This is a genomic window from Cellulomonas sp. KH9 (genome assembly GCF_900114185.1).
Classification (GTDB): Bacteria; Actinomycetota; Actinomycetes; order Actinomycetales; family Cellulomonadaceae; genus Cellulomonas.
Genome location: NZ_FOSE01000003.1, coordinates 275,911 through 289,791, shown reverse-complemented (window position 1 = coordinate 289,791; position 13,881 = coordinate 275,911). Strand labels below are relative to the sequence as shown.

General features: G+C 72.5%; 7 protein-coding genes. 1 reads left to right on the top strand and 6 read right to left on the bottom strand.

Annotated features, from left to right (window positions below):
* The first annotated feature begins 127 nt into the window (after positions 1-127).
* Positions 128-1,567, top strand: a complete 1,440-nt coding sequence (xylB, locus tag BMZ16_RS11215) for a xylulokinase (RefSeq protein WP_089800473.1) — start codon at positions 128-130, stop codon at positions 1,565-1,567.
* Positions 1,568-1,652: 85 nt separating this feature from the next.
* On the opposite strand, the gene BMZ16_RS11210 is transcribed toward xylB, so the two are convergent.
* The 6 genes from BMZ16_RS11210 to BMZ16_RS11190 form a co-directional block, all read right to left on the bottom strand.
* Positions 1,653-2,000, bottom strand: a complete 348-nt coding sequence (locus BMZ16_RS11210; RefSeq protein WP_089800471.1) for a histone-like nucleoid-structuring protein Lsr2 — start codon at positions 1,998-2,000, stop codon at positions 1,653-1,655.
* 83 nt (positions 2,001-2,083) lie between these two features.
* Positions 2,084-2,245 (bottom strand): hypothetical protein, encoded by a 162-nt coding sequence (locus tag BMZ16_RS19280; RefSeq protein ID WP_177199668.1) that lies wholly within the window; start codon positions 2,243-2,245, stop codon positions 2,084-2,086.
* A gap of 20 nt (positions 2,246-2,265) precedes the next feature.
* Entirely contained in the window at positions 2,266-3,732 is a 1,467-nt protein-coding gene (lysS, locus tag BMZ16_RS11205) for a lysine--tRNA ligase (RefSeq protein ID WP_255366624.1), read from the bottom strand.
* 81 nt (positions 3,733-3,813) lie between these two features.
* Positions 3,814-4,764, bottom strand: a complete 951-nt coding sequence (gene nadC, locus BMZ16_RS11200) for a carboxylating nicotinate-nucleotide diphosphorylase (RefSeq protein ID WP_177199696.1) — start codon at positions 4,762-4,764, stop codon at positions 3,814-3,816.
* A 282-nt stretch (positions 4,765-5,046) separates the two neighbouring features.
* Positions 5,047-8,700, bottom strand: a complete 3,654-nt coding sequence (locus BMZ16_RS11195; RefSeq protein ID WP_089800469.1) for an endo-1,4-beta-xylanase — start codon at positions 8,698-8,700, stop codon at positions 5,047-5,049.
* A 265-nt stretch (positions 8,701-8,965) separates the two neighbouring features.
* Positions 8,966-13,738, bottom strand: a complete 4,773-nt coding sequence (locus BMZ16_RS11190; protein ID WP_089800467.1) for an endo-1,4-beta-xylanase — start codon at positions 13,736-13,738, stop codon at positions 8,966-8,968.
* Between the last annotated feature and the right edge of the window lie 143 nt (positions 13,739-13,881).

Below are 13,881 nucleotides of genomic sequence, written 5' to 3'. Positions count from 1 at the left end.
CGGGGAGCCTCGTGCTCCCCGGGCGTCGCCCGTCCCCGGCCCCGACGTCCGATCGGGCCGCGGGACGTCACCCCTCGGACACCCAGCGCCCGGCAGGCCGGGCACCCTCGGCAAGGGAGCACACGCGATGACGCTCGTGGCAGGTGTGGACTCGTCCACGCAGTCGTGCAAGGTGGTCGTGCGCGACGCGCAGACCGGTGAGCTGGTCCGGCAGGGCCGCGCCAGGCACCCGGAGGGCACCGAGGTGCACCCCCACCACTGGTGGGACGCCCTGCAGGCGGCCATCGCGGACGCGGGCGGTCTCGACGACGTCGAGGCGATCTCGGTCGGCGGGCAGCAGCACGGCATGGTCGTGCTCGACGCCGACGGCGAGGTGATCCGCGAGGCGCTGCTCTGGAACGACACCCGCTCGGCGCAGGCCGCGCGCGACCTCATCGCCGAGCTCGGCGACGGCGACGCCACCGCCGGGGCGCAGGCGTGGGCCGACGCGGTCGGCTCGGTGCCCGTCGCGTCGCTGACGATCACCAAGCTGCGCTGGCTGCGCGACAACGAGCCGGAGAACGCCGCACGCGTGGCCGCGGTGGCGCTCCCCCACGACTGGCTGACCTGGAAGCTCGCGGGCGGCATGGCCGAGGTCGGGTTCGACGGGCTGATCACGGACCGGTCCGACGCGTCGGGCACCGGCTACTGGTCGCCGATCACCGAGGACTACCGCCCCGACCTGCTCGAGATGGCGCTCGGCAGCGTGCCGCGCCTGCCGCGCGTGCTCGCGGCCAACGAGGCCGGCCCGGTCGCCCCCGCGTTCGCGATGAAGCCCGTGCTGGGCCCGGGCGCCGGCGACAACGCCGCGGCCGCCCTCGCGCTCGGCCTGCTGCCCGGTGACGTCGCGGTGTCCCTCGGGACGTCGGGCGTGGTCTCGGCCATCTCGGCCGCACCCATCGCCGACGGCACCGGCCTGGTCACCGGGTTCGCCGACGCGACCGGCTCGTACCTGCCGCTGGCCGTGACGCTCAACGCGTCGCGCGTGCTCGACGCGGCCTGCCGGATGCTGGGCGTCGACCACCCGGGGCTGTCGCAGCTCGCGCTGTCGGCCCCCGCGGGCGCCGACGGCCTCGTGCACGTCCCGTACCTCGAGGGCGAGCGCACGCCGAACAAGCCGCTGTCCACCGGCGCCCTGCACGGCATGCGCCTGGCCAACACGACGCCCGCGCACGTCGCGCGCGCGGCGGTCGAGGGCATGCTCTGCTCGCTGGCCGACGGCATCGACGCGATGCGCGCCGTGGGCGTCCCGGTCGAGCGGGTGTTCCTCATCGGCGGCGGTGCGCAGTCCGAGGCCGTGCGCCGGATCATCCCGTCGATCATGGGCGTCGACGTGCAGGTGCCGACGCCCGGCGAATACGTGGCCGACGGCGCCGCCCGCCAGGCCGCGTGGGTGCTGTCCGGCCAGGACGCTCCCCCGGCGTGGTCCGCGTCGTCCGGCGCCGAGGTCATGACGGGCGAGCCGACGCCGGTCGTGCGCGATCAGTACGCGGCGGCCCGCGACCTGACGGTCGACCGCCCGGCCTGACCGGGACGACGAAGGGGCCGGCACCTCACGGTGCCGGCCCCTTCGTCATGCGTCACGCCCCCCGACGTGACGCGAGCGACGACGCTCAGTGGGCGTCGTCGTAGGCCTTCTTGACCTCGGCGGAGATGCGACCGCGCTCCGAGACCTGGTAGCCGTTGGCCTTCGCCCACTCACGGATCTCCTGGGCCTCGTTCGACCGCGCGGTACGCGACGTCGAGGAGGACGAGGAACGGGGCGTCGAGCGGCCGGCCGAGCGACCGCTCACCTTGCGCGCGTTCCCGACCCACTGCGCGAACGCGTCACGCAGCTTGGCGGCGTTCTCTGACGTGAGGTCGATCTCGTACGTCACGCCGTCGAGGCCGAACGTCACGGTCTCGTCCGCCGTCCCGCCGTCGACGTCGTCGACGAGCAGGACCTGCACCTTCTGTGCCATGGAATGCTCCCGGACATGGGGAAATTGCTGACGGGATCACTGTCCCACCCGGGATTGTTCGCGTCAAACCGCGCAGCACATTCTCAGGATCCCGTGCCAGGACCTTCGTTCTCCGCCTCCATGCGGGCAACTGCCTGCCGCTCGGAACGGTCCGCGTTGACGATCGCACGCATCGCGAACCAGAAGATCAGACCGACACCCACCGACGGCAGCAACGCCGCCAGAACTGCACCCCAGCCGTTCACAGGTTCTCCTTCACGCAGGCTCAGGCCTGCGGCTTCACGAGCGGGAAGACGATGGTGTCGCGGATGCCGTGACCCGTCATGGCGATCAGCAGGCGGTCGATGCCCATCCCCATGCCGCCCGACGGGGGCATGGCGTGCTCCATCGCGGCGAGGAAGTCCTCGTCGATCCGCATGGCGTCGTCGTCGCCCTTGGCGGCCAGCAGGGCCTGCGCCTCGAAGCGCTCACGCTGCACGACCGGGTCGACCAGCTCGGAGTAGGCGGTGGCCAGCTCCATGCCGCGCACGTACAGGTCCCACTTCTCCACCAGGCCGCGCTCGGTGCGGTGGTCCCGCGTCAGCGGGGACGTCTCCACCGGGAAGTCGCGCACGAAGGTGGGCGCCCAGAGGGACGAGCCCACGTGGTGCTCCCAGAGCTCCTCGACCATCTTGCCGTGGTTGCGCTGGGCGGGCGCCAGCTCGACGTCCGCGGCGTCCAGCAGGGCCAGCAGCCGCTCGTCGGACGTGTCGTGCGTGATCTCCTCGCCCAGGGCCTCGGAGAGCGAGCCGTACATCGTCAGGGAGGTCCACTGCCCGCCCAGGTCGTACTCGGTGCCGTCGGCCAGCGTCACGACGGTGGTGCCGAGCGCGTCCCTCGCGGCGGTCTGCACCAGGTCCTGCGTGAGCGCCGCCATGGTGTCGTAGTCGCCGTAGGCCTCGTACGCCTCGAGCATCGCGAACTCCGGCGAGTGCGTCGAGTCAACGCCTTCGTTACGGAAGTTGCGATTGATCTCGAAGACCTTCTCGACGCCGCCGACGGCCGCCCTCTTGAGGAACAGCTCAGGAGCGATGCGCAGGTAGAGCTCCATGTCGAAAGCATTCATGTGCGTCTCGAACTGGCGCGCCGCCGCGCCTTCCGGACGCACCTGGAGCATCGGCGTCTCGAGCTCCAGGAATCCGCGACGATAGAAGTTCTCGCGCAACGAGCGCACCACGGCCGAGCGCAGCCGCACCATCTCGCGCGCACCCGGACGCACGATCAGGTCGACGTACCGCTGCCGGACCCGCGCCTCCTCGGACATCTCGGTGCCCTCGTAGAGGTTCGGCAGCGGCCGGATCGCCTTGGCGGCCATGCGCCACTCGTCGGCCATCACGCTCAGCTCGCCCCGGCGCGACGCGATGACGCGGCCGTGCACGAAGACGTGGTCGCCGAGGTCGACGTCGGCCTTGAACGCGGCCAGCGCCTCGGCGCCGACCTCCTTCTCGCTGAGCATCGCCTGCAGGCGCGTGCCCGCACCGTCCTGCAGCGTCGCGAACGCGAGCTTGCCGGTGTTGCGCAGGAACACCACGCGCCCGGCGACACCGACGACGTCGTCCGTCTCGGTGCCCGGCTCGAGGTCCGGGTGCGCCTCGCGGACCTCGGCGATGGTGTGCGTGCGCGGCACCGCGACCGGGTAGGGCGCGACGCCCTGCTCGATCAGCCGCTCGCGCTTGGCCCGCCGCACCCGCATCTGCTCGGGGACGTCGTCCACGGGGGTGTCGACGACGGGCGTCGCGGGGGTGGGTTCGGTGCGTGCGGTCACCCGATGATTCTAGGGGCGGGGCGCGGGCACCTCCGCGGCGGACGGGCCCTGCGTGGCCACGGTCACGGACCGGGGGTCGAGGTCGAGCGCGACGTCGAGGACCGGCGACGAGTGGGTCAGCGCACCCACCGACAGGTAGTCCACGCCCGTGAGCGCGACCTCGCGCGCCCGGTCGAGCGTGAGGTTGCCGGTGGCCTCGAGGTCGACGTGGCCGGCGCCCGCCGTGCGCGCCCGGACCGCCGCGACCGTGGCCGCCAGCGTCGCGGTGTCCATGTTGTCGAGCAGCAGGAAGTCGGCGCCGGCGTCCAGGGCCTCGTCGGCCTGCTCGGGCCGGTCCACCTCGACCTGCACCGCGACGTCGGGGAACCGCTCGCGCACCGCGCGCACGGCCCCGGCCACCGAGCCGGCGGCGACCACGTGGTTGTCCTTGACCATCGCCACGTCGTACAGCCCCATGCGCTTGTTGGTGCCGCCGCCGCAGCGCACGGCGTACTTCTCCAGCGCCCGCAGCCCGGGCGTGGTCTTGCGGGTGTCGAGCACCTGCGCGCCGGTCCCCGTCAGCGCCTGCGTCCAGCGGTACGTGTGCGTCGCGACGCCGCAGGCCCGGGACACGAGGTTGAGCAGCGTGCGCTCCGCGACGAGCAGCACGTGCGTCGGGCCCTCGAGGGTCGCCAGGACCGTGCCCGCGTCGACCACCGTGCCGTCGTGCACGTGCCACGTGACCGTCGCCCGCGGCAGGCCCAGCCGGTCGGCGACCTGGTCGAGCACCTCGGGCACCACGACGAGCCCGGCGATCGCACCGGCGTCCCGCGCGACCACGTCGGCGCGGCCCCGCGCCTGCGCGTCCACCGTGGCCTGCGTGGTGACGTCACGGCCGGGGGCCAGGCCCAGGTCCTCGTCGAGCGCGACGGCGACCAGCCGCGTGACGGCCAGCGGCTCCGGACCGGGGTCGCCGGGCAGGCCGCCACCGGCGCGGTCCGTCGGCGCGCCGGACGGAGGCGCCCCCGCGGTCGCCGGGTCGTGCGGGGCGCGGGTCGCGTCGGACCCGTCGATGAGCGGGCTGGCGTCGGTCACGGGCGCCACGCTAGCGGCGCACGGCGCAGGCCGGGCGGACGTCCGCCACGGCGCGCTCCGGACAGGACGAGCGCACGACGAGGCCCCGCCGGCTGTCGGGGGGGATCAGTCGGCGGGGCCTCGTGGACCGGGGTGAGGTGACGTGTCACCCCGGCCCGCTGCTGCGGGTCAGCGCCGCAGCAGCGTCTGGCGCGCCCCCTCGAGGGTCATCCCGCGGCGGCGTGCCACGACCAGCGCGACGCCGGCGAGGATGACGAGGAGCGCCAGACCGGCCAGGCCGAGGCCCGTACCGGTGACGGCGAGGTTGCCCCCGGCCGCCGTCCCGGCACCGGCGCCTGCGCCGGTGCCGGCACCCGTGCCGGACCCGGCCCCCGGTGCCGCCGCGAGGACGCTCAGCACTGCGTCCGCCAGGACGGTGCCGCCGACCGACGCGCTCACCAGGTAGGTGCCCGCCGCCGTCGAGGCCGGCACGGTGACGGTCGTGACGGCCGTGCCGCCCCCACCGATCGTGACGGTGCCCAGGAGCGTCGTGCCCTCCGGGGCCACCGCGGCACCCGGACCACCGAGCGCACCGGTCGCGGTCACGCCCGCACCGAGTGCGATCGCGACCTCGGCTCCGGGCTCGAAGCCCTCGAGGGCCACCTGCAGCTGCTCACCGGCACGCACGTGGCCGCTGCTGAGCGTGATGCTCGGCTCGACCGGCGCCACCGGACCGGCGACCAGCTTGGCGACGCCCCAGCGGGCCGTGGACTGGTAGCCCTGGCCCGTCGGGTCGGCCCAGTTGGTGATGCCGATGCGCCCGCCACCGGTCGCGTCGTTGACCTGGAAGTCGACGCCGTGGACGGTGTTCGCACCCCCGAGGTCCAGCAGGTCGACGGCGAGCTCGACGAGGTAGCCCTCGTCGGTGCGCGACGTCGCGGTCTGCACGCGGGCCTGCTGGGCGGCGATGTCACCCGTGCCGAACGACACGGCGTTGTCCGCCGAGATGCGGATCTGCGTGTCCTCCGGGCGGTACGCGCCGTTCTTGGCGTTCCCGGCGTCGACGTAGACCTCGACCGAGTCCTGCTCCCACGGCTGCGTGGCGCTGACGTCGACCGACGGGTCGGTGACCTCGGCGAGGACGTACAGCGTGTCCTCGTCCCACACCGTGCGGACCGAGGCCGTCGCGGTGCCCGTGCCGTTGACCTGCTTGGCCGTCACGACGGCCGGGACACCCTCCCAGGCGTCGTCGACCGTCCCGTCGACCTCGGGCACGCCCGCGGACGCGGCCGGGACCTCGAGGTACGACAGCGGCTCGACGAGCGACAGCGAGCCGGCGCCCCCGGACCAGGACGTGACGTCCTCGCCCTGGACGACGCCCAGGTTGAAGGCCAGCACGTCGCCGACCTCGGCACCCTCGAGCGGCGCCTGCAGCACGACCCGCAGGCCGTCGCCGTGCTCCGCCCAGACGCTCGGCAGGTCACCCTCGCCGCTGCGCGGGACGTCGTACGTCGCCTCGCCGATCGTGACGCGCAGGGCGTCCGTCGTCGCCGGCACCTCGGCCAGCACGGTCAGCGCGTCCGCCGTCCAGCGGGTCTGCAGACCCCCGGCGACGCCGTCCTCGCCGATCGGCTCGAGCGGCAGCTGCTCCCACTCGGGTGCGTCCACCGCTGCGTCGTCGACGGCGACCTCGCCGCCGAAGGACTCGGCGGACGCGATCCGACCCGGCAGGTCGAGCCCGGCCGCGCCGTAGTAGGCGGGCTTGGCCCGCAGGTTGTCGTCGAACAGCAGCGGGGCGCCGTTGTCCCTCACCCAGCTGCGGAAGTCGTAGAGACCCCACACCGTGACCGAGAACAGCGAGTCCGCCTTGGCGCGGAACAGGTCGAACGCGTCGCGGTAGTAGTAGCCCTGCTCGACGAGCCTGGCCTCCGTCACGGGCGTGCCCGTGGCGACGTCGAGCTCGGTGACGGCCTGCGTGACGGGCAGCGCCTCGAACCGCGTGAGCGCGGCCTCGAGCGCGGCGACCGGGGTGGTCAGGCTGACGTGGAACTGGTGGCCGACGCCGTCCAGCGGCACGCCGCGCGACAGCAGGCGCTCGACGAGCGCGAAGTAGCGGTCCTGCTTGGCGACGGCCTCGGTGCTGTAGTCGTTGATGAACAGCGTGACGGGGCGGTTGGTGCCCGGGGCAGCGAACTCCTCGTTGAAGGCCTCGTCCGCGTACCGGAACGCCAGGTCGACGAACTCCTCACCCAGCACGTTGAACCACTGCGAACGACGCATGCCGTCGGGGTTCTCGGCGCCGTCGGCGATGACCTCGTTGACGACGTCCCACGCGACCAGCGGGTTGGTGTCGGAGCCGAACAGGCCGTACTCGTCCGAGATCGCCTCGGCGACCGAGAAGATGTGCGTGCGCATGCGCGCGCTCAGGATCGCCTGGTCCTCCTCGCTCGACGTGAGCAGCTCGCCGTCCTCCCCGTAGAACATCCAGCCCGGGGTGGTCGGGATGCCGTCGTCGTTGGCGTCGACCTGGCCCGGGTTCTGGCCGTGCCAGACGAGCACGTGCCCGTAGACCCGCAGGTCCTCCTCGACGGCCGTGTCCAGGAGGGTCCGGGCGACCGGGTCCATGCGGAACGAGCGGTCAGCGGCGTACCAGGCGTACGGCTTCATGTGGTTCTCGGCCGTGATCTGGTCGAAGTGCCGCGCCGCGAGCTCGCCCGGCGAACCGACCGTCTCGCGGTCGTCGATCGCGACGCCCATCGGGAAGGGCACGGTCTCGTGCAGCGGCGTGAGGTCCTGGACCTCCAGCTCGGGGCTCGTGATCCGGATGTCGTCGAGCAGGAACGTCGACGTGTCGCCCGCAGCACCGCTCGCGTACGGCGTCTCGAAGTACACCTCGGCCGCGGTGCCGAAGCTCGGCATCGTGAAGGTGCCCGAGATCCGCGTCCAGTCGGTCGTCACGGTCGACGTGGCGATGTTGCCGTACGTGCTAGTGCCGTCGGTCTCGGTGCGCACGCTGAGCACGATGTCGCCGGGCTCGTCGTCGAACCGCACCCACGCCTCGTACTCGTACTGCTGGCCGGCCGTGAGGACGTCGGTGACGTCGTACAGGAGGCCCTGGCCCTGGCTCACGCGGTCGCTGACGCGGACCGCGTGGGTGCCGCCGTGGGCGCCGGAGTCGACGACCTCGACGGTCGCGGGACCCTCCGTGCTCGCGCGCGGCGCCCAGCCCTGCAGGGTGCCGTCCTCGAAGTCGAACGTCTTGTCGACGGTCCCGCCCGCGGGCGGCGGCGCGTCCGGCGCGACCTTCGTGACGAGCAGGTCGTCGACGAGGTACGCGTACGCGCCGGCCGACGAGCTCAGCGCCGACGTGCCGAGGTAGATCCGGCGCGGTGCGGCGTCCGTCGGCGTGTAGGTGCCGCTGATGGTCGTCCAGCCGTCCGCGGAGATCGTCGTGTCCTTGACCCACGTGTACTCGGGGGTGACGACGAAGCGGAGGTTCGCGGTGCCCGCCGTGCCCTCGGGCAGCCGGGCGCGCAGCGAGAACGTGTAGGTGGCGCCGGCCTCGGTCGTGAACTCCGGCGACTGGATGCCCCCGAAGTCCTGGGTGCGGTCGGCCACCTCGAGCACCGTGTTCCCGTCCACGGGGACGTACCCCAGGGTGACGTCACCGCTCTGCGTCCACGGCAGCGTGGAGGAGTCGTCGAAGTCGATGTCGTAGACGACCTGGGGCTCGGCCGCGGTCGCCGTGGAGCCGACGGCCACGAGGGGCGCGGCGACGAGAGCGAGAGCCGCCACCCCGACGCCGATAGTTTCGAGCACCTTGCGGTGCCGGGTCTGACTCAATTGACGCTCCCTTGCGTGCAGTAAGTCTCATTCGCTCGGCCACCGTATGCGGCGAACTGCGCAAAGGCCAGGGTGCTCCTGGACCCTCGCCCGGATGGTTGCAGAATCGAGATCGATAACTTTCGGGAATGGTCCGTTCGGGTGACCCGGGCGACGATTCGTCCCGAAATGACGGAGCCCCGCCGGCTGTCGGGGGGGAACAGCCGGTGGGGCTCCGGGGAGGGCCGGGGTGAGGTCGCGCCTCACCCCGGCCGGGTCGGGAGGGTCAGCGCCAGACGACCACGGGGATCGACAGCAGGCTGCGGGTCGTCCCCGCCGCGTTCGACAGCTCCACGGTGTACGTGTAGGTGCCCTTGGCCTTGCCCGTGAACCGCGTCCCGGCGTGCTGCGGGTTGCGGCCGTTCGGCGTCAGCGTCTGGGTGTCGACCAGCACACCGTTCTCGTAGAGGCGGTACGTGTCGGCGTTGGTGCCCCACCACATGTGCATGGAGACCGTGTAGCTGCCGTTGCCGTCCCAGTTGTCGTGCACGACCACCGGGATGCCGGGGCTCGCGGCGACGACCCGCACGACCAGCGCACGGCTCGTGGTCGCGCCGTGCTGGTTGGTCGCGACGACCTCGTAGGAGTACGAGCCGTTGGCCTTGCCCGTGACCTCGAAGGTCGCGGTCTGGGCCTTCGGCGTCGCGTCGACCACGCGCTGGCTGGCGATCGGCGCGCCGTTCTCCAGCAGCGTCAGGGTGTGGGCGTTCTGCCCCCACCACACCGTCGACGTCACCGTGAAGGAGCCGTCACCGTCCCAGTTGTCGTGCGACAGGAGCGGCTTGGCGGGCACGCCCGTCGCGGGACCCGGTGCGGGCTCCGCGGCGACGAGCCGGACGACGCCCCAGCGGGCGTTCGACTGGTAGCCGGCACCCGTCGGGTCGGCCCAGTTCGTGATGCCGAGGCGCGCTCCGGCGCTGGCGTCGTTGACCTGGTAGTCCACGCCGTGGAAGGTGTCGAGGCCACCCGCGTCGAGCAGGTCGACGGCGAGCTCGACGAGGTAGCCCTCGTCGGTGCGCGACGTCGCGGTCCGCACGCGCGCCTGCTGTGCGGCCTCGTCGCCGGTGCCGAACGACACCACGTTCTCCGCCGACACGCGGATCTGCATGTCCTCAGGTCGGTACGTGCCGTTCTTGTAGTTGCCGGCGTCGACGTAGATCTCGACCGAGTCCTGGATCCACGGGTCGGACCCCGTCACGTCGATGTCGGGGTCGGTGACCTCGGCCAGGACGTACAGCGTGTCGTCCGCCCACAGCGTCCGGAACTCGCCGACGGCCGTGCCCGTGCCGGACACCTGCTTGGCCGACGTGACGGGCTCCGCGTCGGCCCAGACCCCGTCGAGCTCACCGTCGACCACCGGTGCCGTCGAGGCCTGCGGGGCCTCGTGGAACGAGAGCTCCTCGACGAGGGTCAGCGTGCCGGTCGCGCCGGCGGTCGCCCACCCGGTGACCTCGTCACCGTCGACCACGCGCACGTCGAACGACAGCGTGCTGCCCACCGCCGCGCCGTCGAGCGGCACGTGGACGACGGCACGCCAGCCGCCGGTCCGGTCGGCGTCGACGCCGTCGACGTCACCCGAGCCGTCACGCGCGTAGGTGGAGGTGGTGTCGCCCACCTGCACCTCGAGGGCGTCGGCGTCGCCGTCGACGTCCGCGAGCACCGTGAGCGTGTCCGCGGTCCAGCGGAGCTGGAACGCGCCCGCCTCGCCGATGTCCAGCAGCCGCAGCTGCTGCCACTCGACCGCGGACGTCGCGTCCGCGTCGAGCGCGACCTGACCGCCGAACACCGTCGCGGTGCGGATGCGGTCCGGCAGGTCCTGCCCGGCCGCGCCGTAGTACGCGGGCTTGGCCTGCAGGTCGTCGTTGAAGAGCAGCGGTGCGCCGTTGTCGTTGACCCAGCTGCGGCCGTCGTTGAGGCCCCACACGGTCACCGAGAACAGCGAGTCGGCGTGCGACCGGAAGATGTCGAACGCGTCGCGGTAGAAGTAGCCCTGGTCGATGAGCTTGGCCTCGGTCACCGGCAGGCCGGTGGCGACGTCGAGCTCGGTGACGGCCTGGACGACGTCGAGCGCCTCGAACCGCTCGATCGCCGCCTCGAGCGCCGAGACCGGCAGCGACAGGCTGACGTGGAACTGGTGGCCCACGCCGTCGACCGGCACCCCGCGGGCGAGCAGCCGCTCGACGAGCGCGAAGTAGCGGTCCTGCTTGCCGGACTGCTCGGTGTTGTAGTCGTTGATGAACAGCGTCACGGGACGGTCGGTGCCGGGCGCCGCGTACTCCTCGTTGAACGCCTCGTCGGCGTATTGGAACGCGAGGTCGATGAAGTTCTCGCCGAGGATCCGGAACCACTCGGAGCGTCGCAGCCCGTCGGGGTTCTCGGCGCCGTCGGAGACGACCTCGTTGACGACGTCCCAGGCCACGAGCGGGTTGGTGTCCGACCCGAAGGCGCCGTACGTGCCCGCCAGGTTCCCGGCGATGTCGAAGATGTGCGTGCGCAGTCGCTCGCGCAGCACCGCCTGGCCCGCGGCGTCCGCCGTCAGCGGCTGCCCGGCGTCGTCCTGGAAGAACCAGGCGGGCGTCTGGCTGTGCCACACGAGCACGTGGCCGTAGACCCGCATGTCGTTCGCGGCGGCCGAGTCCATCAGCGCCGTCGCCTCCGGGTGGATCCGGAAGCCGCCCTCGGCGTCGTACCAGGCCTCGGGCTTCATGTGGTTCTCGGCCGAGATCTGGTTGAAGTGCCGCTGCGTGAGCGTGCCCGGGTCGCCCTGGGTCTCCCGGCTGTCGATCGCGACGCCCATGGGGAACGGGACGGTGTCCTTGAGCGGCGTGATGTCCTCGATGGTCGCGGGCGGCGGCGTGCGGAACACGATGTCGTCGACGAGGAACGTCGAGGTGTTGCCCGGGTTGCCGCTGTCCCACGCGGTCTCGAAGTAGACCTCGGCGGCCGTCTCGTACGCCGGCAGCGAGAACTTGCCGCTGACGCGGGTCCACTCCTGCGTGACGCCGGTGATCGCCAGGAGGTTGCCGTAGGTGCTCGTGCCGCCGGTCTCCGTGCGTGCGCTGAGCGTCATGTCGCCCGGCGTGCCGTCGAACCGGAGCCACGCCTCGAACTCGTACGTCGACCCCGCGGCCAGCAGCCCGGTGACGTCGTACTGGATGCCCTGGCCCTGGTGGACGCGGTCGGACACCTGCGCGGCCTGCGCCGAGTCGTGGCCGCCCTCGACCACGGCGACCGTCGCGGCGCCGTCCTCGGTCGCGCGCGGCGTCCAGCCCTGCAGCGTGCCGTCCTCGAAGTCGAACGCCAGCTCGACGCCGGAGCCGGAGCCGTCCGCGCCGCCCTGGGGCAGCGTGAACGTCCAGCCGTCGGCGAGGCGCTCGGTCACGACGGTCCTCGTCGCCGCGATCGACGCCGCGCGGTCGCCGCCGCCGTCGTGCACGAGCACGATGCGGCCCGGCTCCATGGCGGTGCGCAGGTTGGCCGTCAGCTCGGCCTCGTCCTGCGTCGCCCAGTCGTTGATGGTGTTCGACACCGCGAGCGGCTGCATGCCGAGCGCGACGGCCACCGGGATGGTCTGGCCCCACGAGCCGTTGGGTGCGCGGAAGTACGGGACCTTCGCCTCGGGGTCGCCGAGAGCGTCACGGATGATCTGCAGGTTCGCCTTCAGGTCGGCCTCGACCTGTGCCTTGGTGTAACCGGCCATGTCGGCCCAGCCGGTGCTGTGGTTGCACAGCGTGTGGCCCTCGGACACGATCCGGCGCAGGACGTCCGCACCGCCCGGCGCCGTGACCTGCGAGCCGATGACGCAGAACGTCGCGTCGATGTCCTTCTCGGCGAGGAAGTCCAGGAGCTCGGTCGTGTCGGCGCCGTTGGGGCCGTCGTCGAACGTCAGCGCGGCCACGTCACCGGTGCCGCGCGCGGCACCCACGGGCGTGCTCGTCGGGTCCACCGCTCCCCCGGGCACGAAGCCCTCGAGGTCCGGCTCCCAGTCGTCGGTGACGGCCTGGCCGGTGATGACGACGTCGTCGACGAGGAAGATCGTCGTCTCGCCGCCCGCCTCGAGGTACAGGTCGCCACCGGTGACGGCCGCGCCGCGCGTGTACGTGCCGGTGAGCTCGACCCACTCCTGGTCCGTCACGTCGACCGCGGGGGCGGCCTGCGTGTACGCCTCGGGGGTCTCGGCGACGGTCGCCTTGACGGTCGTGGCCTCCTCGCCCGGAGCGAGCTTGACCCACGCCGAGATGTCGTACGTCGCCCCCGCGGCGAACAGCGACGCGATCGGCGTCGCCGCGCCGTGCCAGCCGGCCGTCCGGCCGGACACGAGCATGCTCGCGTCACCGGCGTGTGCGTCGTCGGTCGTGCGCGCGACCGTGGCGGCGCCGCGGCCGACCCACGGCGCGACCTCCGCCTCGAAGTCGCTGCTCAGGACGACCTCGGGCTCCGAGCCGGCACCCTCGCGCGTGATCTCGATGTCGTCGACGAGGTAGGTGTAGGGCGTGCCTGCCTCGGTACCGGAGAGGTCACCGGTGCCCAGGTAGACCGCGCGCGTCACGTCCTCGGCGGGCGTGTACGTCCCGGAGACCGTGGTCCACGCGTCGTCGCTGATCGTGGTGCTGCCGACCCAGGTGTAGTCCGTGGCGACGACGAAGCGGATGCCCGCCGTGCCCTCGGTGCCCTCGGGCAGCCGGGCACGCATCGTGAAGGAGTAGGCCACGCCGGCCTCGTAGGCGACCTCGGGCGAGGAGATGCCGTCGTAGTCCGTCGTGCGGTCGGCGACCTCGAGGGCCTTGCCGTCGCCGGCGTCGACGTACCCGAGGACGGGCTCGCCGCTGCGGGTCCAGTCGCCGGTCGTCTCGTCGTCGAAGTCGACGCCGAGGACGACCCCGGGCTCGGCGGCACCCGCGGCGGAGCCGACCGCCACGAGGGGTGCGGCGACGAGGGCCGCCGCAACCGCACCGAATCCGATAGTTTCGAGCACGCGACGGTGCCTGGTCCGACTCATTGACGCTCCCTTGCGCACGGAAAGTCCGGTATCGGACCCACCGTACGCGCCGAGTTGGTCATCCGACCAGGGGGAAGCGGTCCCAGCACGTAGATGGATGTCGGATCGAGGCCGAAAGTTTCAGCGGGGTCGGGGGCGCGGTG